At 34.6% G+C, this 23,498-nt stretch carries 16 protein-coding genes; 8 read left to right on the forward strand and 8 right to left on the reverse strand.

Annotated elements, in window-relative coordinates; genetic code table 11:
• Positions 1-127: 127 nt before the first annotated feature.
• Positions 128-1,369 carry a threonine ammonia-lyase IlvA gene (gene ilvA / locus ACXGQW_RS04205; protein ID WP_457823846.1) on the forward strand — a complete coding sequence of 414 codons (1,242 nt, stop codon included), beginning with the start codon at positions 128-130 and terminating at the stop codon, positions 1,367-1,369.
• A 149-nt stretch (positions 1,370-1,518) separates the two neighbouring features.
• Here the strand turns inward: ilvA and ACXGQW_RS04210 are convergent, their stop codons facing one another.
• Positions 1,519-1,833 (reverse strand): DUF4286 family protein, encoded by a 315-nt coding sequence (locus tag ACXGQW_RS04210; RefSeq protein ID WP_457823847.1) that lies wholly within the window; start codon positions 1,831-1,833, stop codon positions 1,519-1,521.
• A gap of 171 nt (positions 1,834-2,004) precedes the next feature.
• Between ACXGQW_RS04210 and ACXGQW_RS04215 the strand changes: the two genes are divergently transcribed.
• On the forward strand, positions 2,005-2,463 hold the full coding sequence (locus ACXGQW_RS04215; protein ID WP_457823848.1) for a T9SS type A sorting domain-containing protein: 459 nt from the start codon (positions 2,005-2,007) through the stop codon (positions 2,461-2,463).
• 3 nt (positions 2,464-2,466) lie between these two features.
• On the opposite strand, the gene ACXGQW_RS04220 is transcribed toward ACXGQW_RS04215, so the two are convergent.
• The 4 genes from ACXGQW_RS04220 to ACXGQW_RS04235 form a co-directional block, all read right to left on the reverse strand.
• On the reverse strand, positions 2,467-3,240 hold the full coding sequence (locus ACXGQW_RS04220; protein WP_457823849.1) for an enoyl-CoA hydratase/isomerase family protein: 774 nt from the start codon (positions 3,238-3,240) through the stop codon (positions 2,467-2,469).
• A gap of 34 nt (positions 3,241-3,274) precedes the next feature.
• On the reverse strand, positions 3,275-4,717 hold the full coding sequence (locus ACXGQW_RS04225) for a sensor histidine kinase (RefSeq protein WP_457823850.1): 1,443 nt from the start codon (positions 4,715-4,717) through the stop codon (positions 3,275-3,277).
• A 176-nt stretch (positions 4,718-4,893) separates the two neighbouring features.
• The gene (leuS, locus tag ACXGQW_RS04230) at positions 4,894-7,704 is read right to left on the reverse strand and encodes a leucine--tRNA ligase (RefSeq protein WP_457823851.1); all 2,811 of its coding nucleotides are present in this window, start codon (positions 7,702-7,704) and stop codon (positions 4,894-4,896) included.
• A gap of 140 nt (positions 7,705-7,844) precedes the next feature.
• The gene (locus tag ACXGQW_RS04235; RefSeq protein ID WP_457823852.1) at positions 7,845-8,381 is read right to left on the reverse strand and encodes a DUF2911 domain-containing protein; all 537 of its coding nucleotides are present in this window, start codon (positions 8,379-8,381) and stop codon (positions 7,845-7,847) included.
• A 141-nt stretch (positions 8,382-8,522) separates the two neighbouring features.
• On the opposite strand from ACXGQW_RS04235, the gene lepA reads away from it, so the two are divergent.
• From lepA to ACXGQW_RS04260, 5 genes are all read left to right on the forward strand, one after another.
• Entirely contained in the window at positions 8,523-10,319 is a 1,797-nt protein-coding gene (lepA, locus tag ACXGQW_RS04240) for a translation elongation factor 4 (protein WP_457823853.1), read from the forward strand.
• Positions 10,320-10,475: 156 nt separating this feature from the next.
• Positions 10,476-11,894 (forward strand): glycogen synthase, encoded by a 1,419-nt coding sequence (locus tag ACXGQW_RS04245; RefSeq protein ID WP_457823854.1) that lies wholly within the window; start codon positions 10,476-10,478, stop codon positions 11,892-11,894.
• Between the two features lie 25 nt (positions 11,895-11,919).
• Entirely contained in the window at positions 11,920-13,191 is a 1,272-nt protein-coding gene (locus ACXGQW_RS04250) for a glucose-1-phosphate adenylyltransferase (RefSeq protein WP_457823855.1), read from the forward strand.
• Positions 13,192-13,268: 77 nt separating this feature from the next.
• The gene (gene glgB, locus ACXGQW_RS04255) at positions 13,269-15,179 is read left to right on the forward strand and encodes a 1,4-alpha-glucan branching protein GlgB (protein ID WP_457823856.1); all 1,911 of its coding nucleotides are present in this window, start codon (positions 13,269-13,271) and stop codon (positions 15,177-15,179) included.
• A 201-nt stretch (positions 15,180-15,380) separates the two neighbouring features.
• Positions 15,381-17,777 carry a glycoside hydrolase family 31 protein gene (locus ACXGQW_RS04260; RefSeq protein WP_457823857.1) on the forward strand — a complete coding sequence of 799 codons (2,397 nt, stop codon included), beginning with the start codon at positions 15,381-15,383 and terminating at the stop codon, positions 17,775-17,777.
• 103 nt (positions 17,778-17,880) lie between these two features.
• Here the strand turns inward: ACXGQW_RS04260 and ACXGQW_RS04265 are convergent, their stop codons facing one another.
• Genes ACXGQW_RS04265 through ACXGQW_RS04275 form a run of 3 tightly spaced genes read right to left on the reverse strand, consistent with a single transcriptional unit; the run spans position 17,881 to position 22,377 of the window.
• Positions 17,881-18,438: a thioredoxin family protein gene (locus tag ACXGQW_RS04265; protein ID WP_457823858.1), complete on the reverse strand. Its 558-nt coding sequence runs from the start codon at positions 18,436-18,438 to the stop codon at positions 17,881-17,883.
• 32 nt (positions 18,439-18,470) lie between these two features.
• Positions 18,471-19,814 (reverse strand): DUF5689 domain-containing protein, encoded by a 1,344-nt coding sequence (locus tag ACXGQW_RS04270; RefSeq protein WP_457823859.1) that lies wholly within the window; start codon positions 19,812-19,814, stop codon positions 18,471-18,473.
• Between the two features lie 10 nt (positions 19,815-19,824).
• On the reverse strand, positions 19,825-22,377 hold the full coding sequence (locus tag ACXGQW_RS04275; protein WP_457823860.1) for a TonB-dependent receptor: 2,553 nt from the start codon (positions 22,375-22,377) through the stop codon (positions 19,825-19,827).
• Between the two features lie 55 nt (positions 22,378-22,432).
• Between ACXGQW_RS04275 and ACXGQW_RS04280 the strand changes: the two genes are divergently transcribed.
• A complete protein-coding gene (locus ACXGQW_RS04280; protein WP_457823861.1) occupies positions 22,433-23,485 on the forward strand; it encodes an endonuclease/exonuclease/phosphatase family protein in 1,053 nt (350 codons plus the stop codon).
• The last annotated feature ends 13 nt before the right edge of the window (positions 23,486-23,498 follow it).

Here is a 23,498-nt window from a genome sequence, read left to right on the forward strand (position 1 = left end):
CGAGTGATTTTTCTGAGGTAGCGAAGAAAAATTATATCGAGAAGTTATTACTAGTAAGTTCTCGTTATATCTTCTGGCTTCAATACTCAAACTGACTAATAGATTCAATTTTTTTGCCTAATTAACTATGGTAAGTCTAGAATCCATTTTAAAAGCCCAAATGAATATTAAGGGAATTGTACAAACAACTCCTTTGAATTACATAGAGAATTACTCTAAAGAGTATAACAGCAATATCTATTTTAAAAGAGAAGATTTACAACAAGTACGTTCTTATAAAATTAGAGGTGCTTACAATAGAATCAAGAATCTATCTAAAAATGAACTAGTAAATGGAGTTGTATGTGCTAGTGCCGGTAATCATGCCCAAGGAGTGGCTTTGGCTTGTAATACTTTAAAGGTTAACGGGACTATATTTATGCCCGTAACTACGCCCAAGCAAAAAATCTCCCAAGTTAAAATGTTTGGAGGAAATTACACTAGCATAGAACTTGTTGGCGATACCTTTGATGAGAGTTCTTTGGCGGCTGAGCAGTATCAAAAAGAAAACAATGCTATTTACGTTCATCCTTTTAACGACTGGGACGTAATGTCTGGACAAGGTACTGTAGGCTTAGAAATACTAGATGCTATTGACCAACCTATTGATTATTTATTTTTACCCGTGGGTGGAGGTGGACTGGCCTCTGGTGTAATTACTGTGTTTAAAAATTTGAGCCCAAATACTAAAATTATAGGCTTAGAGCCTAAAGGAGCTCCTTCTCTTAAAACATCTATAGAGAAAGGAGTGAATACCAAGATTGAAAACATCAATAAATTTGTTGATGGAGCTGCAGTTCAGAAAATGGGTGATCACACATTTCCAATCTGCAAAGACTACTTATTTGAAGTTACCTTAATTGATGAAGGTCACATTTGTAAAACAATTCTCAAACTCTATAACGAAAACGCTATTGTTGCAGAGCCCGCTGGTGCTTTGGCGATTTCTGCTCTAGATCATTACAAAGATGAAATCAAAGATAAAAATGTAGTTTGTATTTTAAGTGGTGGTAATAACGACATTACCCGAATGGAGGAAATGAAGGAAAGAGCTTTGTTATATGAAGGCTTAAAACATTATTTTATTGTAAAGTTTCCGCAACGTGCTGGTGCACTAAAAGAATTTGTTGGTCATGTTTTATCAGACACTGATGATATTGTTCATTTTGAATATACCAAAAAGAATAGTAGAAGCACAGCATCTGCCGTAGTGGGCATAGAACTAAAAGAAAAAAATGATTTTATTCCCTTAATTAACAGAATGAAGGAAAGAGGATTTTTTGGTGAGTACCTAAATGAGAAACCAGAGTTGTTTAATCACCTTATTTAAAAAAGCAAGAATTTACTAAGAGACCAATCTTTGTAATTATATTCATTGAAACTTGGTTTTAGTGTCAAATGCCTTTTGATATATATTGAGCAGTCTTTTAGGAACTATAAAAGTGGATAGCCTACTATCTTTTGATACATAAATTGCTCTTAATAAAAATCTCCTAACACCTCTAATTCAGTTTGGAAAGAAACAAATTTTCCTGCAAACTTTTTCTGTAATCTGGTATTCATATCAGCAGCATAGGCAACATAATAACCTTTGAATGTTTCTTTGTCTGGCACCGAATATTGAATAGCGTAAGTTTTACCACCCTTTTCTTCATTAACCATCACTCTAGATAGTTTTGCTCCAGTAAAACAACCAGTAGCAATCATTTCTGGTATTTGATTACCTTGAATGTAACTCAACCATTCTTGTTCTATTTCAACTTCTACATTTGTTGTTACGTTATATATGTACATTTTCTAATAAATTTAATAATGCAAAAATAGCCTTTAAAATCAATCTGTATACGTTAATTTAACATTAACTAAATGTTATTAACATATGAATAAAAAAATAAAAAAAATTGAAATGATTACTCATAATACATAATTTAGACGTAAATTATGGTGAATAAATATCACTGCCCCATGAAAAAACTTCTTTTAATTACCCCTTTGTTGTTTTCTCTATTTCATATTTCTAATGCTCAAGAAAATAAGATGATTGTTGCTGACAACATGAATGTTAGTCCGAACACATACTCGAATAACTTCCTTAAAGGTATATCAAACCCAACCCCTGAAAAAAAGAGTCCTCAAAACTCAAATAAAACAACGCATAGTCTTATCAAAAATAAACACTCAGACAAGTGCTTTAACGAACATTTGGTTGTTGAATCAGATACTACCGAAGATTATATTAGTATCAAAACAATCTCAAACTCCACAATCAAAATTTATAATAAGCGTGGTAAAGTAATTAAAACATACAATAACTCTTTTGGTGAAAGCTATATTGATACTAGAGATTTAATTAAAGGTATTTACTACATTACAATTGCCGAACCGGACACTAAGACTGTTGTAAAAAAACTAGAAATTAAATAAGCACTAATTAAAATTAGGTTTTCTTTTTTCTAAAAAAGCAGCAACACCTTCTTCAAAATCTTTGGTTCCGAAACATTGTCCAAATAATTCTACTTCATTTTGTAGACCAATATTTCCGTAGGTATTATTGATGGCCTTTATGCTATTTTTTATTGCGTTTGGTGAGTTGGCTATCATTTTGTAAGCTAAATCAGTAGCTTTACTCAACAACTTTTCTTGAGAAACCACATAATTTGCTAAACCTAAGCTCAATGCTTCATTGGCTCCAATCATTTGGCCAGTTAAAATCATTTCAAAAGCTTTTCCTTTTCCTACTAATTGAGTTAATCTTTGCGTGCCTCCATACCCAGGTATTAGACCTAGACTTACTTCTGGCTGCCCCATATTTGCACTATCAGAAATCACCCTTAAATGACATGCCATAGCTAGTTCTAATCCACCACCCAAAGCAAAACCATTCACGGCAGCTATTACGGGTTTAGAATATTTAGCTATTTTATTAAATAGCAAGTCATGGCCTTTTTGCGAAAGTTCTTCTCCTTGCTTTTTAGAAAAACTAGCAAACTCTTTGATATCCGCACCCGCCACAAAAGCTTTTTCCCCTGCTCCTGTGATTATGACAACTCTTACGTTATCATCGTATTTAAAATCATACAAAACATCATGCAAAGCTTTTATTATTTTGCTATTTAAAGCATTTAAAGTCTTAGGAGCATTAATAGTAATGAGTGCTATTTTGTGTTCAATGGTTACCGTTAAAGATTCGTATGTTTTCATCGTCTCATATAATTTTGGTATGAATTAAATTCTATTAACTGTTCTTAGGTAGCTTGATTTTAAAAATAGTGCCTTTGTTTAAAATCGACTCAAAAGAAATAGTTCCTCCGTAAGTTTCTACTATATTTTTGACCATCGGCAATCCGAGTCCCATACCGCTAGACTTAGTTGTAAATTTAGGCTCAAATATGTGTTCTTTATCTTTTTCTTGAATTCCTTTTCCGTTATCTTCAACTGTAATAATAACTTGACTTACCTCATCGGTTACCGAAACCTTTATTTCAGGAGAGGTTGAAAATTCCGTTGCTTGGATAGAATTTTTAACTAAGTTATTTAAAACTCTGGTCATTTGATTTTTATCCAAATCAATAAGGACCTCATCTGCGTTGGTCGTCAACTTGATGTCTTTTTCGTAAAAAATATCAATAGCATTTTTCACAACACTAATCAATTCAATAGTCTCAATATTTTTTTGTGGCATTCTAGCAAAATCAGAAAAAGAAGTAGCTATGGATGACATCACATCAATTTGTTGGGTTAACATTTCTGCATAGTCTTTCACTTTTTCCCTAATTCCTTCTTCGTTGGGATCAAAAGTTCTCTCAAAGCTTTGTACCGTAAGCTTCATGGGAGTCAAAGGGTTTTTAATTTCATGAGCCACTTGCTTTGCCATCTCTCTCCACGCTTGTTCTCTTTCGCTCTTAGCTAATTTATTCGCACTCTCCTCCAGCTCATCTATCATTAAATTGTAAGCTCCCACGATAGAGGCTATCTCCGGTGTAACACCTTCTGTATTAATTTTCTCATTTTTCTTTAGTAGCTTGGTTTTTTGTAATTTACTAGAGATGGATTGCAATGAACTTGTAATATAACTGGATAAAAAATAGGCAAACACTATAGCCAACAAAAACATAATTCCATATACTAAAAACAATCTATTTAAAAAGAAAGAGAGTTGTTCTTGTTCCTGGGTATTGTCTTGTACATATTCTACTTTTAAAATCCCTACTTTGTTCATATGCCTATCGTTGATATAGGAATAGGACAACTGAGCTATATTACCACTTTCTAGAGGTGTGGACTCTTCATACTTCTCCCCTCTTTTTAGTTGATTTAGAACTTCTTGAGATATTTTTTCTTGAAAAACTCTGAACCACGGCTCGTAGGAGTTGATTTGAAGTCTTCCATTTAAATCGTAGATACTCATTTTCATTTTATGAACAGTAGCAATCTCGTAGATACGTTCTCTAAAAATAAACCCTAAAAATTGCTGTGCAGCTGGATAAATAGTGTTTTCTAATTCGTAATTGATGTTCTTTTGTGCGGCTCTTTCCTTTCTATCAAATCTAGAATAATAATATTCCTTGGTTTGTTTTTTGTATTGCTTTACAGTAACCACAGCAATTAGGACTGAAGCTAATCCTACCAACAAAAGCATGGCTAAAAATATTCTAATTCTTAAGGAGACTTTGTTCATGTTTATCTCTAATGTATTGTACCAGCAAGAGGAAAATTCGCAACCTCTTTAAAGTATTTATTGATGAATTACCCAAGTATCAAACCTTAAGCCAATTTAACTAATAAAGCTTCTTTAAACAATAAAAGGGAAATACAATTATGTATTTCCCTTTTATTATCTAACTTCTTAATGATTTATCCTACAATATTAATGATTTTACCGGGCACAATAATTACTTTCTTAGGAGTTCTTCCTTGCAACTGAGCTTCGGTTTTTTCATGAGCCATGACTGTTTTTTCTATCTCTTCTTTAGACATATCTAAAGGTAACTCTAACTTAAATCTCATTTTTCCATTGAAAGAAACAGGATATTCTTTGGAACTCTCCACCAAATGAGTTCCATCAAAAATTGGAAAAGGAGCTGTAGAAATAGACTGGGTATGTCCTAATTTCTCCCACAACTCTTCTGTAATGTGCGGTGCGTATGGAGATATTAAGACTAACAATGGTTCTAATATTTCTTTATGACTACATTTTAAAGAGGACAACTCATTTACCGCAATCATAAAAGTACTTACGGAGGTATTAAAAGAAAAATTCTCTATATCCTCTTGCACTTTTTTTATGGTTTTATGCAACACTTTTAATGCTTCTTTGGACGGCTCTCCTTCCACCCCTTTAAAATTATTTGCGTTGGCATATAATCTCCAAAGTTTTTTAAGGAAAGAATGTGATCCGGAAATACCAGCAGTATTCCATGGCTTAGATTGTTCTAAAGGCCCTAAGAACATTTCGAATAAACGCAAACTATCTGCTCCGTACTCTTCACAAATACTATCGGGATTAACGACGTTAAATTTAGATTTGGACATTTTTTCCACTTCACGCCCCACCATATATTTATCATCTTCTAAAATAAACTCAGCATTCTTATACTCTTCTCTCCACACTTTAAAAGCTTCAGTATCTAATTCGTTGGATGCATTTACAAAAGAAACATCTACATGGATGGGTTGTACCTTTTGATCTCCAATAAGTCCTTTTGATAAATAAGTTTGAGTTCCCTCTAATCGATACACAAAAGCAGAAGTTCCTAAAATCATTCCTTGGTTGATTAGTTTTTTAGCAAACTCATCGACAGGAACATATTCTAAATCAAACAAAAACTTTTGCCAGAAACGAGCATATAACAAATGTCCCGTTGCATGCTCAGAACCTCCCAAATATAAATCAACTTCTTTCCAATAATCTAACGCTTCTCTACTAGCAAATTCGTTTGGATTGTTCGCATCCATATAACGGTTAAAGTACCACGAAGACCCAGCCCAACCTGGCATGGTATTCAATTCAAGAGGAAACACTGTTTCATTGTTAATTTTGTCGTTACTTACTACTGAGTTTGATTCTGTACACCATGCCCAAACCTCAGCATTTCCAAGCGGTGGCTGCCCATCTTCTGTAGGTAAATATTTTTCTACTTCTGGTAATAATATTGGTAGATGCTTAGCTTCAATCATTTTTGGCATTCCATCCACATAGTACACAGGAAAAGGTTCTCCCCAGTAACGCTGACGACTAAAAACAGCATCACGCAAACGGTAATTAATTTTTCCTCGCCCAAAACCGCGCTGCTCCATTTCATAAATAGCCAGCTTGGCTGCCTTTTTTACATTTAACCCTGATAAGAAATCAGAATTAGTGATTTTCGCCGTTTTATCTTCGCAAGCCTTTTCAGAAACATCAACACCCTCAAAAATATTTTTAATTTCTATGTCAAAATGATTGGCAAAATCCCAATCTCGTTGATCTCCACACGGTACTGCCATGACAGCTCCCGTTCCGTAGCTAGCCAGTACATAATCCCCAATCCATATCTGAATTTTTTCTCCCGTAAAAGGGTGAATTGCATAGGCTCCTGTAAAAGCACCAGAAATGGTTTTTACATCGGCCATCCTATCTCTTTCAGAACGTTTGGCTGTCGCTTCAATGTAATTATCAACTATCTCTTTTTGCTCTGGAGTCACTATTTGTGATACCAATTCGTGTTCTGGAGCTAACGTCATAAACGTAACGCCAAAAATAGTATCGGGGCGAGTCGTAAAAACTTCTATTTGATCTTCAAAACCATCAACATCAAAAAACACGCTCGCTCCTTGAGAACGACCAATCCAATTGGTTTGTGAATCTTTTAAAGGCTGTGGCCAATCAATGGTATTCAAACCATCTAGCAAGCGTTGTGCATAGGCTGAAATACGCATAGACCATTGCATCATTCTTTTACGAACCACAGGATGACCTCCACGTTCTGATAATCCGTTAATAATTTCATCGTTTGCCAAAACAGTACCTAATGCCGGACACCAATTCACTTCTGTTTCCGACAAATAAGTTAATCTATATTTTGCTAAAATTTGCTCTTGTTCTTTTTCAGAATAAGATTTCCACTCTGCTGCTGTAAACTCAGTTGCCTCTTCATCGCAAACTGCCTTTACGTTTGTAGTTCCATTAGCTTCAAACAACGCAATTAAGGTTTCGATTTTTTGAGCTTTATCATCAGTGCTATTGTACCAGCTGTTGAACAGCTGCGTAAATATCCACTGTGTATGTTTGTAATATTCTGGAGTTGAAGTTCTAATTTCACGAGACCAATCAAAAGAAAAGCCAATTTTATCTAACTGTTTTCTATAAGTATTGATATTAGTTTCCGTAGTTACCGCGGGGTGTTGCCCTGTTTGAATTGCGTATTGCTCTGCGGGTAAACCAAATGAATCATATCCTTGTGGGTGCAATACGTTGTATCCTTGATGACGTTTATAACGAGAAAAAATATCCGAAGCAATATACCCTAACGGATGCCCAACATGCAAACCTGCCCCTGAAGGATAAGGAAACATATCTAAAGCATAAAATTTTGGTTTATCAGAATTATTTTCTGCTTTAAAGGTTTGGTTTTCTGCCCAGTATTTTTGCCACTTGGCTTCTATCTCGTTAAAGTTATATTCCATTTGATTAATTTTGAGTGGCAAATTTAACTTTTTTGAGATTAGGAAACCAAGCTCACTTTAAATAATTGCTTCTATCAAAAAAAAGGAACCTAGCTCAATGAGTCGAGCTGGGTTCCTTTGTAGATGCACTATGGTAAAACTTATAGCTTAATGGGTACAGTAATTTTTGTAGTTCCCCATGCCATTACCAAACTCGCTTCTTTTTTAGAATTAATTTTGCTGAACTTCATAGAAAAATGTTCTACGGATGCTTCTGTTTTTTCTACAGGAACTTTTACTCTCAAAACATCTAAACTCTTATCGTAAGTGTAAGCTCCCCAGGTATCCACTTTTTTGTTGATAATCACCGTCCAATAGTTGTTAGAAGGAATTGCATACATTGTATAATTTCCTATTGGTAACTTCTTGTTTCCAAAAGCAATATCTTTGGTCACTTTTATCTCTGTTGCTTCGTTTGCCCCCAATCTCCACACTTTATCAAAAGGAACTAACTCCCCAAATAGTTCCCTTCCGTTTTTTTGAGGCCTACTGTAATAAATTTTAACCAATGCCTCTGCATTTCTTGTCTGTTTCAACAAAATAACGTCTAATGGACTTTTGTCAATTCCTTTAAATTCTTGAGCATTTGCATCAATACAAATCAGTACTAAGGATAGTATAAATAGTAGTTTTTTCATCTTCCTAATTTTTATGTTTTTATAAAAGTCTTAAATAAATCATCAAAATTACGTTTAACAACTAATTTATTTGCAAGAGATTAATATCCCAACTGAATCATCTATATTTGTGCGATGAACACGCTAGTATTAAAAGGATAGATGAAGAACATAAGAAACTTTTGCATTATTGCACATATTGATCACGGTAAAAGTACTTTAGCCGATAGATTATTAAGTTTTACAGATACTGTATCGCAAAGAGAGGAACAAGCTCAGCTTTTGGATAATATGGATTTAGAGCGAGAACGTGGTATCACCATTAAGTCTCATGCCATCCAAATGGACTATACTTTCGAAGGAGAGGAATACATTTTAAATTTAATTGACACTCCTGGTCACGTTGATTTTTCTTATGAAGTATCTAGATCTATTGCGGCTTGCGAAGGAGCTTTGTTGATTGTAGATGCTGCTCAAAGTATACAAGCGCAAACCATTTCTAACTTATATTTAGCGTTAGAAAACGACTTAGAAATTATCCCTGTATTAAATAAGGTGGATTTGCCAAGTGCCAATCCAGAAGAGGTAACTGACGATATTGTTGATTTATTAGGTTGTGAACCTGAAGACGTTATACACGCAAGTGGAAAAACAGGTTTTGGGGTAGATAATATTTTAAAAGCAATTATAGACAAAGTTCCAGCCCCAAAAGGAAATCCCGAAGCCCCGCTAAAAGCTTTAATTTTTGATTCTGTTTACAACTCATACAGAGGAGTAGAAACCTATTTTAGAATTATAGATGGTACCATTAAAAAAGGTCAGAAAATTAAATTTATGGCTACGGGTAACGATTACTTTGCTGATGAAGTAGGTACTCTTAAGCTAAATCAAGTAGCTAAAAAAGAAATAAAAACAGGAGATGTTGGATATTTAATTACAGGAATTAAAACAGCTTCTGAGGTTAAGGTGGGAGATACCATTACTGATTTTGTAAATCCTACTACAGATAATATCGATGGTTTTGAAGATGTAAAACCTATGGTTTACGCAGGTATTTATCCTGTGGATACTGAAGATTATGAAGAATTGAGAGCTTCCATGGAAAAGCTGCAATTGAACGATGCTTCTTTAGTTTTTCAACCAGAAAGTTCGGCTGCTTTAGGCTTTGGTTTTCGATGTGGATTTTTGGGAATGTTGCACATGGAAATTATCCAAGAGCGTTTGGAGCGTGAATTCAACATGACGGTAATTACTACCGTACCCAACGTATCATACTTTGCTTACACCAAAAAAGATCCTGATGAGCAAATACTAGTTAACAACCCTACTGATTTGCCAGATCCTTCTAGTATGGACAGGGTTGAGGAACCTTATATCAAAGCTTCTATCATTACCAAAGCAGATTTTGTGGGACAAGTCATGGGCTTGTGTATTGAAAAACGTGGAGAAATTGTCAATCAAACTTATTTAACTCCCCAGCGTGTAGAGTTAATTTTTGATATGCCTTTGGCAGAGATTGTTTTTGACTTTTACGATCGTTTAAAAACGGTATCTAAAGGCTACGCTTCTTTTGACTACTACCCTATTGGAATGAGAACTTCTAAATTGGTGAAAGTAGATATTTTGCTAAACGGAGATTCTGTAGATGCTTTATCTGCGTTAATACATGCGGATAATGCTTATCACATAGGAAAAAAAATGTGTGAGAAGTTAAAAGAGCTAATCCCACGTCAACAATTTGATATTCCTATTCAAGCAGCCATTGGTGCCAAAATTATTTCTCGAGAAACGACCAAAGCATTGCGTAAAGATGTTACTGCAAAATGCTATGGGGGAGATATCTCCAGAAAACGTAAACTTTTAGAAAAGCAGAAGAAAGGAAAAAAGAGAATGAGACAAGTGGGTAATGTAGAAATACCTCAAGAAGCATTTATGGCAGTTTTAAAGCTAAACGACTAACAGTAAAGACCTTGTAACACAAGGTCTTTTTTTGTGGCTAATATTTGAATTTAGCTACCGGTAAATACCAGATTGATTATTATCAACTTCTCACGGCATTAATATATGTTAACGGTTTTTTTTTACTAAGTTTAAGGGTGAATTAAAATAATCGAAATGAAAGTAATACATGTTAGCGCTGAAGGTTACCCCGCAGCAAAGGTGGGTGGACTTGCAGACGTTGTGGGTGCCCTACCTAAATATCAAACAAATTTAGGATATGAAGCAGCAGTTGTTATGCCATTTTATGACAACAAATACTCTAAATCGGCAAAGTACACTACAGACTTTGAATCTACTGTAGACTTGGCTGAAAACTCTTTTAAAGCCAAAGTTCTTAAAGTTAAGAATAGTTTTAAAGATTTAGGATACCACTTGTATCAGATAAAAATTGAAAAACTATTAGACAGAGAAAATGTTTATGGTTATGAGGATGATACCGAAAGATTTATCGCTTTTCAAAAAGTAACGTTAGATTGGATTTTGCAATTCATCAATGCTCCTAAAATAATCCACTGTCACGATCATCATACAGGTTTAATTCCTTTTATGCTTACCCAATGCGTAAAATATGAATCTCTGAGAGGGATACCGACTATTTTTACTATTCACAACGCACAATACCAAGGAGAATTTTCCTTTGAAAAATTAGCTTATTTACCCGAATACAATCTTGAACAATCAGGTATATTAGAATGGGACTATGCTATCAATCCTATGGCAGCTGCTATTAAAGCTTGTTGGAGATACACTACCGTTTCTCCAAACTATATGAACGAACTACCACATGCCTCTACTGGATTGGACTGGTTATTTGATACGGAAAGAGAAAAATCAGTAGGAATACTAAATGGTATTGATACGGATGTATGGAATCCTTCTACAGACACCATGATTGCAAAAAACTATAACGTAAAAACAGTAGCTGCTGGAAAAAAAGCCAACAAGGCAGAAATCTGTGAGAAATTTAACTTAGATCCTGACAAACCGTTAGTAGCCTTTATTGGTAGATTGGTTTACCAAAAAGGTGCCGATATTATGGCTGGTATTTTTGATAGAGCCATGGATGCAAACGATATTAATGGATTGGTATTAGGTTCTGGAGATTCTCACGCAGAGTATCTACTTAACGAATTAAAAGACAAATATCCTGGTAGATACAACACGTTTATTGGGTACGATGAGGCTCTATCTCATTTAATATATGCTGGTGCAGACTTTCTAATCATGCCATCAAGATTTGAACCTTGTGGTTTAAATCAACTATACGCGTTGAGATATGGAACAATTCCCGTAGTAAGAGCTACTGGTGGGCTAAAAGATACCGTTACTGATATTGGAGAAAAAGGAGGTTTTGGTATTAGACACGAACACGTTTCTGTTGATGATGTAGCATTGGCCATTACGCGTGCAAACAAACTGTATAACGATACTTCTGAATTTAAGAGAATTAGAAAAGAAATTATGAAAATAGACAATTCTTGGGAAAATTCAGCTGCAGAATATATCGAATTATACGACCTAATTTCTCAATAAATAACTCAACATACACCATATAATTATGAAAAAAAAAGTATTAGGAATCATACTTGGAGGAGGACAAGGATCTAGACTTAAACCTTTAACGTCTACTAGATCAAAACCAGCAGTTCCCATTGCTGGTAAATATAGATTAGTAGATATACCGATTTCTAACTGTTTACATTCTGGAATTAACAGAATTTTTGTTTTAACACAATTTAACTCAGCTTCTTTAAACAAACATATAAAAAACACTTACTCATTCGGTAATTTCTCGGGTGCGTTTGTGGATATTTTAGCCGCTGAGCAGACTCCTGAAAATGATGGATGGTTTCAAGGAACCGCAGATGCTGTTAGGCAATCCATGCAACATTTCTTAGCATATGATTGGGATTATGCTTTAATTTTATCAGGAGATCAATTATATCAAATGGACTTTAACAAAATGGTTAAAGCGCACGAAAAAAGCAAAGCAGAAATCTCTATTGCTACGTTACCTGTAAATGCTAGCGATGCTACTGGATTTGGAATATTAAAAACCGATAACGAAGAAAATATTACTTCATTCACCGAAAAACCTTCTTTAGACGATTTACCTGATTGGAAATCGGAAGTAGCGGATGACATGAAATCTCAAGGAAAAGAATACCTGGCTTCTATGGGTATTTACATTTTTAATAGAAGTCTTTTGGAAGATTTAATGTCTAACAAAGAAACTATGGATTTTGGGGGAGAAATTATACCCGAAGCGATTAAGACTAATAAAGTTGTAAGTTACCAGTATCACGGATATTGGACAGATATTGGTACCATTGGTTCTTTCTTTGATGCAAACTTAGGATTGACTGATGATATTCCTGAATTTGACTTATTTGACAATGATTATAACGTATTAACTCGTCCTCGTTTCTTACCTCCAACTAAAATATCAGGAACTACACTTGAAAAAACACTAATTGCAGAAGGTGGAATTATCAATGCAAGTAGAATTCAAAGATCTATTGTTGGGATTAGATCTAGAGTAGGTGTAGGTACCACAGTTTCTAATTGCTACTTAATGGGTAACGATAAATATGAAAGTGCTGAAGAAATTGCTCATAAGCAATACAACAATATTCCTTTAAGAGGTATTGGCGAACGTTGCTATATCAACAACTGTATTATTGACAAAAATTCCTCTATTGGTAACGATGTTAAAATTAATGGAGGAGAACATTTACAAGACACCGAAACGGACTTATACACCGTTAGAAATGGTATTGTTGTTATTAAGAACGGAGTAGTTGTTCCTAGTGGAACTAGCATTGTTTAATACTTTTATACATACCACACTAAAAATTGGCACCCAAGTTATTTCACTTGGGTGTTTTAAAACTCAATAATTTGCATATGAACCATGTAAAATCTTATAGTCTATTTACAGACTTTGATATCTATCTTTTTAAATCAGGAAAACATTACAGGCTTTACGAAAAATTTGGTGCACACCCAGCTGTAGTTGATGATGTAGAGGGGATGTATTTCTCTGTTTGGGCACCTACTGCCAATAGAGTTTCTGTAGTAGGAGATTTTAATTTTTGGAACGATAATGAACACGTCTTAAATGTTAGATGGGATAGTTCTGGAATTTGGGAAGGATTTATACCAAATATTAAAAGCGGAGAAGTCTACAAATATAAAATTCACTCTAACAACAACGGTATCGTTACGGAAAAGTGTGATCCTTATGGGTATCACACAGAACATCCGCCCAAAACTGCTTCCGTTACTTACGATTTAGAAGGATATCAATGGCAAGATGAGGAATGGATGAATTACCGTAAAGATAAAAACGGTTTAGACAAACCCTATTCTGTTTACGAAGTGCATTTTGAGTCTTGGATGAAAAAAGTAGAAGAAAATAGATCGCTTAGCTATTGGGAAGCTTCTCAAGAATTGGTTAAGTATGTGAAAGAGATGAACTTCACTCATATTGAATTTATGCCTATTATGGAATATCCATTTGATCAATCATGGGGATACCAACTAACAGGCTACTTTGCTCCTAGTTGTAGATTTGGCCACCCTAAAGAATTTATGAATTTAATCGATGAATTTCATAAAAACGACATTGGTGTTATATTAGACTGGGTTCCTTCTCATTTTCCTTCAGACGATCATGGTTTAGGTTTTTTTGATGGATCTCACTTATACGAACATCCAGATAAAAAAAAGGGATATCACAAAGATTGGAAAAGTTTAATTTTTAATTACGGAAGAAACGAAATCCGTTCATTCCTAATTTCCAACGCTTGCTTTTGGCTAGACAAATATCATATAGATGGATTGAGAGTAGATGCCGTTGCTTCTATGCTGTACTTAGATTATTCTAGAGAGGATGGAGAATGGGAACCCAACGAGTTCGGAGGAAATGAAAATCTAGAAGCCATCTCTTTCTTACAAGACTTTAATAAAGAGGTTTACGAAAGTTTCCCAGGGGTGCAAACCATTGCTGAAGAATCTACTGCTTTTTCTGGTGTTACTAAATCTGTTGAACACGGAGGACTTGGATTTGGTATGAAATGGATGATGGGTTGGATGCACGACACTTTGGGATATTTTAAAAGGGATCCTCTATACAGAAAACACCATCACAACGAAATTACGTTTAGTTTGGCTTATGCCTTTACGGAAAGATTCATGCTACCTCTATCTCACGATGAGGTTGTATATGGTAAAGGATCCATTATAGAAAGAATGCCTGGAGACAAATGGCAAAAATTAGCCAACTTGAGATTGTTATACGGAAGTATGTACACGCATCCTGGAAGCAATTTACTCTTTATGGGAGCTGAATTTGGACAGGAAAAAGAGTGGGATTACGCTAAAAGTTTGGATTGGCATTTATTGGAAGATGAAGGGCACAAATCTGTGCAGACTTATATGAAAGATCTGAATACATTTTTAAAAGAAACACCCGCCTTATACGAAAAAAGCTTTTCCCCTGAAGGTTTTGAGTGGATTGACTACAATGATGACAACAACTCAATTATCAGCTATATCAGAAAAGGGCATGAACCTAAGAATGATATGATTGTTATTTGTAATAACACCCCTACTCCACATCATAGTTATTTAGTTGGAGTACACCGAAATGGAACACTAAAAGAGGTTTTCAATTCTGATTTGGAAAAATATGGTGGTAGTGACCTAAAAAACAGTCAATCCATTACAATTAGTGACAAACCTTGGAACTGGAAAAATCATTCGGCAGAAGTTAATTTGCCTCCATTGTCTATTACTATTTTTAAAATAGAATAATCATCACAATGCTCTTGAAAACAAAGTAAATTAAGAGCATTTTTTTATTGATTAAATCTTAGTTATTCAAGCAAATCGTTGAGATTTAAACAAAAATAAACTCGAAGTAAGGGGAATTTATAAAAAAGAAAACCAACAAAGGTTATCCAAACATTTTTTTTTATTTTAGAGAGATAGAAACAAAACAAACCGCTAAAATTTATGATTTTAAACGAACAAATAGAACAAAAAGGAAATATTTTCCCCAATAAAATAGTTGATTTTAGTAAAGATGTAGATACACTATATTTTAATTGTGAAAATGGTGTTATTCTACAAATGACTATTTTAAGAGATAGTATGTTTCGTTTTAGATATGCAACTGGTGCTAAATTTGAAAACGATTTTTCTTATGCTATCTCAGAAGATTCTGCAAGAGGATATAACAAGTTAGAGATTACTGAAGACCTTGAAAAATATATCATCACTACTTCTAAACTTATCTGCTATATTTCAAAAGCAGATTTAAGAACTAGAATTTACGATGCCGTTGACCAAACTTTAATTAGTGAAGATGAGTTAGGTTTTCACTGGGAAGAAAGTTACGAACTAGGAGGTAACATTGTAAAAATGACCAAAAGTTCTCCTAACGGAGAAAGTTTTTATGGTTTAGGTGACAAACCCGAACATACAAACTTAAAAGGGAGAAGATTCCAAAATTGGGCAACTGACTCCTATGCTTTCGGTAGATATACTGATCCTATATACAAGGCTATCCCATTCTATACCGCTATTCATAACAAAAAATCTTACGGAGTATTTTTTGACAATTCTTTCCGTTCTCATTTTGATTTTTGTTCTGAAAGAAGAAATGTAACTAGTTTTTGGGCCGAGGGTGGTGAAATGAACTATTATTTTATTTACGGACCAAAAATGCAGGACGTGGTAGCATCTTACACCAACTTAACGGGTACTCCTGAATTACCGCCACTATGGGCTTTAGGTTATCATCAGTGTAAATGGTCTTACTATCCAGAATCTAATGTAAAAGAGATTACTCAAAAATTTAGAGATTTAAAAATTCCTTGTGATGCCATCTACTTAGATATTGATTACATGGAAGGATTCCGTTGTTTTACTTGGAGTAAGGAATATTTTCCTGAACCTAAGAGAATGGTCAAAGAATTAAAAGAAGATGGTTTTAAAACCGTAGTTATTATTGACCCAGGAATTAAAATTGACATGGAATACGACGTATTCCGTGAAGGTTTGGAAAAAGATTATTTTTGTAAGCGTGCTGATGGTCCTTACATGAAAGGTAAAGTATGGCCTGGAGAGTGTTATTTTCCAGACTTTACTAGAGAAGAAGTACGTGACTGGTGGGCCGGATTATTTAAAGGTTTAATTGCAGATACAGGTGTACAAGGTGTTTGGAATGATATGAATGAACCTGCTGTCATGGATGTTCCTGGTAAATCTTTCCCAGATGACGTAAGACATGATTATGACGGAAATCCTTGTTCTCACAGAAAAGCACATAATATTTATGGAGGACAAATGGCTAAGGCTACGTACCAAGGTTTGAAAAAATACAATTACCCATTAAGACCATTTGTAATTACTCGTTCCGCTTACTCTGGTACTCAAAGGTATACCTCTACTTGGCTTGGGGATAACGTAGCAACTTGGGAGCATTTATGGATTGCCAATGTACAAGCACAACGTATGGCTATGTCTGGATTTTCTTTTGTAGGTTCAGATATTGGTGGATTTGCCGAGCAACCCAACGGAGAGCTATACGCAAGATGGATACAATTAGGAATCTTTCATCCGTTTTGTAGAACTCACTCATCTGGAGATCACGGAGATCAAGAACCATGGACATTTGGTCAAGAAATTACGGACGTTGTTCGTAAATTTATTGAACTGCGTTATAAATTATTACCGTATTTATATACTACTTTTTACAAGTATATTGAAGAAGGTATTCCAATGTTAAAATCTTTGGTTTTATACGATCAGGAAGATCCTCAAACACATCACAGAACTGATGAATTTTTAGCTGGAGAGCACATCTTAGCTTGTCCTATTGGGGAACCAAATTCTAAAGGACGTAGAATGTATATCCCTAACGGAAGTTGGTACAACTACTGGACTCATGAATTGGTTAAAGGAGGTGATGAAAAGTGGGTGGATGCTGATTTAGATAGTATGCCTATTTTTGTGAAAGAAGGGGCAATACTTCCTATTTACCCTGTACAGCAATATGTTGGAGAGATAGAAATTGAACACCTAACTTTAGATGTTTACTACAAAGAAGGTAAGGAGGTTTCTGATGTTTTTGAAGATGCTAATGATGGTTACGACTACACTAAAGGACGTTACTGCCTGAGACACTTTACTTTAATTGGTAAAGAAAACAAGCTAACGATAAAACAACATAAATCTGGAACTTATATTACAGGTTATGAAACGTTTAAAGTTAACCTGATAGGTTTACCTTTTGAGGTTAAAACTATTAAAGTGGATAGTGAAGAAATTAGCTTGGCAGATTTGAAATTGATTGACAAAAGCTTTGAAGTCACTAAAGAATTTAATCAAATTCAAATTTTTGGATAAGAGCAATACATTCGAAGCAAATATATTTAAAAAAACTCCCAGACTTTTCAGTCTGGGAGTTTTTTTATTTTGATTGTGTTCAGTTTTACAATTTAGAGAACAATTATTGTTTCCACTTAATATTACAACCTATACTAGGTTTTTCTATTTCTGTATATTCTTTATTTTCTAACATTAAGTCTAATGCTGTTTTTATATCAGTTCCCGTTGTTGGAATTCCATTACCTGGCCTAGAATCATCAAGTTGGCCATGATAGTACGATTTCAAATTTTCATCAAACACGTAAACATCTGGTGTACAAGCAGCATCATAATCTTTAGCTACTTGCTGCGTTTCATCATACAGATAAGGAAAAGGATATTCGTTCTCTACTGCGTGCTGTTTCATTAGATGCGGTGCATCCTGTGGATAATTTTCTATGTCATTACTGCTAATCGCTACAAATCCAATCCCTTTAGACTGATACTCGTTTGCTAGCGAAACCAATAAGGAGTTGACATGAATCACAAAGGGACAGTGATTGCAAATAAATAACACGACCGTCCCGTTTTTTCCTTGTACATCCGTTAAGCTTGTTAGGTTACCAGTGACTACGTCTGATAACTCAAAATTTGGAGCTGTTGCTCCTTTCATCATTTTATTTGAAGGGGTTAGTGACATAAATATTATTTTTTGTTTCAAAAATATAAAACTTATCTCTCATAAGGAGTGTAGCGTAATCGTTCCTTTACATTTCGCATAATTTCCCATTCTGAAAGTTTAAAAACACTACCTCCTTTTACGACATCTATGTTTCTTTTGGCAATACCGTCCGTATAATCCCATTCAGTATCGGACCCGTCTATATTGCTATTTCCAAAAACATCTATCACCTTTCCAGAAGCATCCATTAATTCATATGCATCGTCTCCGTTACCATCTAGCTTGGAGGAAACGAGGTTAGGCTCGATATTGAAATAATCTTTAAAAGTCACGTTATCTCTTGCAATTACAACGAAACCTTTAGACTTAACGACAAGGTTTTTTAAAGGTATTTTTAAAGCAGCTTTTTCTTTGGTATTATTACTAGCCGTATAATTATACCTAAGTAATGACCATCCGCTTAAGTTGATAGCCTCTTCTGTCTGATTGTACAACTCAACAAATCTAGATTTGGAAGATTCTTCTGGATCCGCTACCTCCGTAATAAAAACATCAGGAGTTAAAGGATTGCAGTCCTCATAAGTACCCACAGACTGCAAGTCGTTAAAACGATTTAAAATTAACACAGGTACATCATCAAAACTTAAGGTATAAATACCTGTCACTTTTAATTGATTTCTTAGGATGATTTCGGAAGCAAAATTTGCAAAATTACTTGTTTCTAAAACAATGGTATCTTTTGTAAAAGTATTACAAAACTCCAAAGTTCGTTCTCCATCAAAACGATCAGAAGGCATATTAGCCAATGTTTTACCGAGCTCTATTTCTTTAAATTGAACATGACTAATACTAATAAGCGTATTGAATTCTTGCTCAGTTAACGCTGATATTTGAATTGACTTGGGCATTATTTCCTGTACCTCATCTAGCTTGAGAACATGCTTATCTACCTCAAATTCTACAATATCTTTGATGAAATTATCCTTTACAGCTCCAACGGTTAAAATGTTATTAGTGGTTGTTTTTTTTAATCCTTCTAGGTTAATCGCTACTTTTCTACCCAAAGCATATTTTGCACTTGTAGACCTTAGTCCTAATCTAACCCTCAATCCCATTCTTGGATTGTCTCTAGCTAAATTATCCGTGCTCAAGGTATTCTGAACATAAATTTCTCTATAAAAATTACGTTCGTCATCCGTGGAAACTACGTACCCTGTAACTATGGTATCTTTGCCTATGGTACGATTGTGCAAATCAAACAATTCTTTAAAAGTTATTTCTACTTTGCCTTCTAGGTTGGGGTCAAAAGTTCTAGCGATGGCATCATGGTCATTGTCTTCAACACAAGAAACCATCATTAGTAAAATCGTTAAACTTAATATTACTGTTTTCATAAATTCTATTTTAAAAGGAATAGTACAATCCCGTAAAAAACGTTCTTCCGTTTCCTACAAAGTAGCGATTGCCAAACAAGGGTTTTTCTCTGTTGTACTCTTTTAACTGTTCACTATAGTTGGCAGGCCTTCCGCTAGTAAAACCTCCTGTTTGGTAGTTTATTCCTAAAACGTTTTGTACTGTCCAAAAAACACTGATATAACTATTTTTTATTTTCCAAGATTTTCCTCCTGATAGATTAACAAGCGTGAAATTTTTTAAACGCTCTTGCTCTCTAAACTTTAGAGCCAAAGCATGGTCGACTCCTTGTATTGCACTTCCGTTGATTTCGCTGGTAAAATTACGAGTGTGTTGCAACGGAGCAATATCTACATAATTATTCCTAAAGTGATTTAAACTCGCTTTAATTCTCCAATAAGTTGGATCTGTGTACTCCAAAATAAATGAAAAAGCTTGTTGAGGTCCTACTGACAATTTTCTGTTTTTTATATCTGCTTCTCCAAAATTCTTTTCTCCTTGAACAAACCCTAACTCGACAGCCTCAGGAGTATTCTCCGTATGCAGCAATAGGTTTGGATTGTTGGCATACACATAATTACCTAAACCCATTACCCCTTTTATTGTTGTTGATGAGCTTAAATTGTAGGAAGCTGCAAACTCCAAACCCCAATATTTTTTCTTGATATTACTCAATACTTCTTGCACGAACAAACTGTTATTATCTAGCAAGTCTTGATTTTCTGGACTGTCATTTGCATCTGTTCCAAAACCCTCTGCAAAATAAAATGAAGTTTCTGTTACGTTAGTCTGTAAATTATAATAACCTGTTAATTTGGCTGTATGGTTTAAGCCTCTACGGATGTAACTCAGTGAATTGGAAAATATATTTTCCGAGCGTAAGTTTCGCAACGTACTGTTACTATACCTAGCATTAGGAAAAATCTGTCTTACATTTGGTGGCTTTTGTAAATAAGCTGATTTGATATCTAACAAATTTCTACCTGATATTTTATAGAGTGCATTTACTTTCCCTTGTACTGAAAACACATTAATCTTAGCACTTTTTCCCTGAGCATCAGAACTGTTCTCAAAATTGTAAAAACCCTGTCTCTGATGATTTACATAGGTTGCACCTAACGCTTCAGAAACTTCTAGTTTTTTACCTTTCCACAAAGTTTGTACAAAGTAATCAAGCTGTGTACTCACTATATCATAATGATATTTGAACTTGTCCCCCTCCTTTACAATTCTATTGGGTCTATTTACATCGCTTTGTGCCAAGGTAAATATGGCCACATCCAAATAGCCATTACCTCCTAACAAATCACAAACCTCAGCAAAATTTTTAGCTGTAGTTTTTCTATAATCCAAACTTGTATTCAGATGCCATTTCTCACTCAGCTTTCGAGTTAAATTGCTATTGAATTGTATTCTTGTCTCAACTCTTTTGTCATTATATAATACATAAGTATTGGGATTCCCATTTACGGCTGCCTCTTGATTGGCTTCATAAATTCCGTTCCAATCGAGTTGCCCGTTTCTGATAAATTCCTGCTCGTACCGATACACGTTTTGATAATCTATCCTATTTCTCGACAACCAGTAACTCGGTAAATTCTGATAATAAGCCGCATCAGGGTTTACTCCTCTATTGTAATCTATACGAGAGTAGGCATTAAAACCCGTTTGGTAAAGTATAGAATTTTCCCATCGAGTTTGATTGCTGTTTTGGTAAGTGTGCGTTAGCAGAAACAAAGGTTCTTTTATCTCTCTAACTCTGGCATTCCTCTTTTTTCCGTTCTGATAACCCCAACTTCCGTTATAAGTATTTCCTTTTAATTCGTAAACCTCGTTCGTATATATTCCAGCAGCTGCTCTTTTATTCGGAGTATATAAAATAGAGGCATTGATGCTGTGTTTATGATTGATTAATTTTTCTACACTAAACATTAATGAATTGGCATCGTAGAAAGTACCAGTCCTATAGCCCTCATTACCCCAACGTCTACTCGCAGACAACACATAATGCCAACTTTTATAAGCCGAGGAGTGGTTTAATGATACTTTATTCTGATAAGAACGGTTAGAACGAGCATAGGATATTCTTGTTCCTTTTTGATATACTGAAGCTCTTGTAGTTAACGAATTTACGCCCAAAGCCCTACCTAAAGTTTTTTCAGAAGCTCTTAGGGGCTCAGAAATATCTTGACTCCTGTAAATTCCATCAATTCCTCCCCAGTTATTCCAAGCAGGTCTATCATCATACAAACGATTTTGGTTAACTCCGTTCAATAAAAAAGTAACTTGAGAAGCATCTAATCCTCTTACTCTATAGAAAACTCCTTGATATTCGAATCCTGCTGTATTTAGGTAGATATCATCCGAGGCAGAAAAAACTCCAGAGACATTTGCCACCTCACCTGTATCGTCATTCAAATCTTCGTCCGCCAAATTAATTGTACTAAAAACTTGTGTGGCTGTTTTTTTCGGAACTTTTTTTTCTTGGCTGTAAATCGTGCATACAAAAACAAATGCACTACAAACTATGGTAATTTGTAACATTTCTTTTTCAATTTTTTCTTTTTAATTTAAAAGAAAAAATTGAAAAAGAAAAACTATGAATCTAAACATCAAACATTTACTGTTTTTTATTCTCACATTCTCCGCAACTTTATCCACTGCACAAAGTAAATTCTCTATTCAAACTATCGCTTTTTACAATCTCGAAAATTTGTTTGATACAATCAATCATCCCGATAAGTTAGATGAATTGAGTCCTATTATGGAAATTGAAAATAAGTCGTATGCCTACAAAGATAAATTATCAAAATTAGCTAATGTATTAGTACAAATTGGAACCCAAAAAAACACAACTCCTCCTAGCGTCATTGGAATCGCCGAGGTAGAAAACAAAAGAGTTATTGAAGATTTAGTTAATACTCCTCCACTGAAACAGTACGGATACAATATCATTCATTACGAATCTCCCGACCAAAGAGGAATCGACGTGGCTCTCATTTATAATCCACTTATTTACAAACCCATATTTAACGAAAGTCTACCAGCAAACATCAATAAGAATGGATTTAAAATTGATACTAGAGACATTCTTTACACCACGGGATATTTGATGGATGAAAAAGTACATTTACTCATTAATCACTGGCCTTCCAGAAGAGGTGGTGTCAGAAAAAGTGGTGTTTTAAGGGAACAGGCAGCTTATCGATTAAAACAAATTGTAAACGATATTTATCTAGAAAACTCTATGGCGAAAGTCATCATCATGGGAGATTTTAATGACAACCCTAATAACAAGAGCCTCAAAAAAATACTAGGAACCCAAAAGACAAAAAAACAAACATTATCTAAAGAATTATTCAACCCTTTTGAGAAAATGTTCAAACAAGGAAACCACACCTTAACCTACAAAAGCGATTTATTTTTATTCGATCAAATCATTATTAATTATTCGTTTGTCAATCAACAAAATAATTACGACACTTTTAAAATTTACAAAGCAGGTATACACAACCCCAATTATATGACACTACAAACGGGCAAATACAAGGGTAGTCCAAAAAGAAGTTTCAGTAGAGGCACTTACTTGGGGGGTTACAGCGACCATTATCCGGTTTACATCTATTTAATTAAAGAAAACAAGAATCGTTAAATTTTGATTTTCT

It is taken from the genome of Wenyingzhuangia sp. IMCC45533 (assembly GCF_054111225.1).

Excerpts from the sequence above, each read along its gene's own strand:
- ACXGQW_RS04250 (WP_457823855.1), top strand. The coding sequence starts at position 11,920 with ATGAAAAAAAAAGTATTAGGAATCATACTTGGAGGAGGACAAGGATCT.
- ACXGQW_RS04280 (WP_457823861.1), top strand. The coding sequence starts at position 22,433 with ATGAATCTAAACATCAAACATTTACTGTTTTTTATTCTCACATTCTCC.
- ACXGQW_RS04275 (WP_457823860.1), bottom strand. The coding sequence starts at position 22,377 with ATGTTACAAATTACCATAGTTTGTAGTGCATTTGTTTTTGTATGCACG.
- ACXGQW_RS04245 (WP_457823854.1), top strand. The coding sequence starts at position 10,476 with ATGAAAGTAATACATGTTAGCGCTGAAGGTTACCCCGCAGCAAAGGTG.
- ACXGQW_RS04225 (WP_457823850.1), bottom strand. The coding sequence starts at position 4,717 with ATGAACAAAGTCTCCTTAAGAATTAGAATATTTTTAGCCATGCTTTTG.
- ACXGQW_RS04220 (WP_457823849.1), bottom strand. The coding sequence starts at position 3,240 with ATGAAAACATACGAATCTTTAACGGTAACCATTGAACACAAAATAGCA.
- ACXGQW_RS04210 (WP_457823847.1), bottom strand. The coding sequence starts at position 1,833 with ATGTACATATATAACGTAACAACAAATGTAGAAGTTGAAATAGAACAA.
- ACXGQW_RS04235 (WP_457823852.1), bottom strand. The coding sequence starts at position 8,381 with ATGAAAAAACTACTATTTATACTATCCTTAGTACTGATTTGTATTGAT.
- ACXGQW_RS04260 (WP_457823857.1), top strand. The coding sequence starts at position 15,381 with ATGATTTTAAACGAACAAATAGAACAAAAAGGAAATATTTTCCCCAAT.
- ACXGQW_RS04265 (WP_457823858.1), bottom strand. The coding sequence starts at position 18,438 with ATGTCACTAACCCCTTCAAATAAAATGATGAAAGGAGCAACAGCTCCA.
- ACXGQW_RS04215 (WP_457823848.1), top strand. The coding sequence starts at position 2,005 with ATGAAAAAACTTCTTTTAATTACCCCTTTGTTGTTTTCTCTATTTCAT.
- lepA (WP_457823853.1), top strand. The coding sequence starts at position 8,523 with ATGAAGAACATAAGAAACTTTTGCATTATTGCACATATTGATCACGGT.
- ilvA (WP_457823846.1), top strand. The coding sequence starts at position 128 with ATGGTAAGTCTAGAATCCATTTTAAAAGCCCAAATGAATATTAAGGGA.
- leuS (WP_457823851.1), bottom strand. The coding sequence starts at position 7,704 with ATGGAATATAACTTTAACGAGATAGAAGCCAAGTGGCAAAAATACTGG.
- ACXGQW_RS04270 (WP_457823859.1), bottom strand. The coding sequence starts at position 19,814 with ATGAAAACAGTAATATTAAGTTTAACGATTTTACTAATGATGGTTTCT.
- glgB (WP_457823856.1), top strand. The coding sequence starts at position 13,269 with ATGAACCATGTAAAATCTTATAGTCTATTTACAGACTTTGATATCTAT.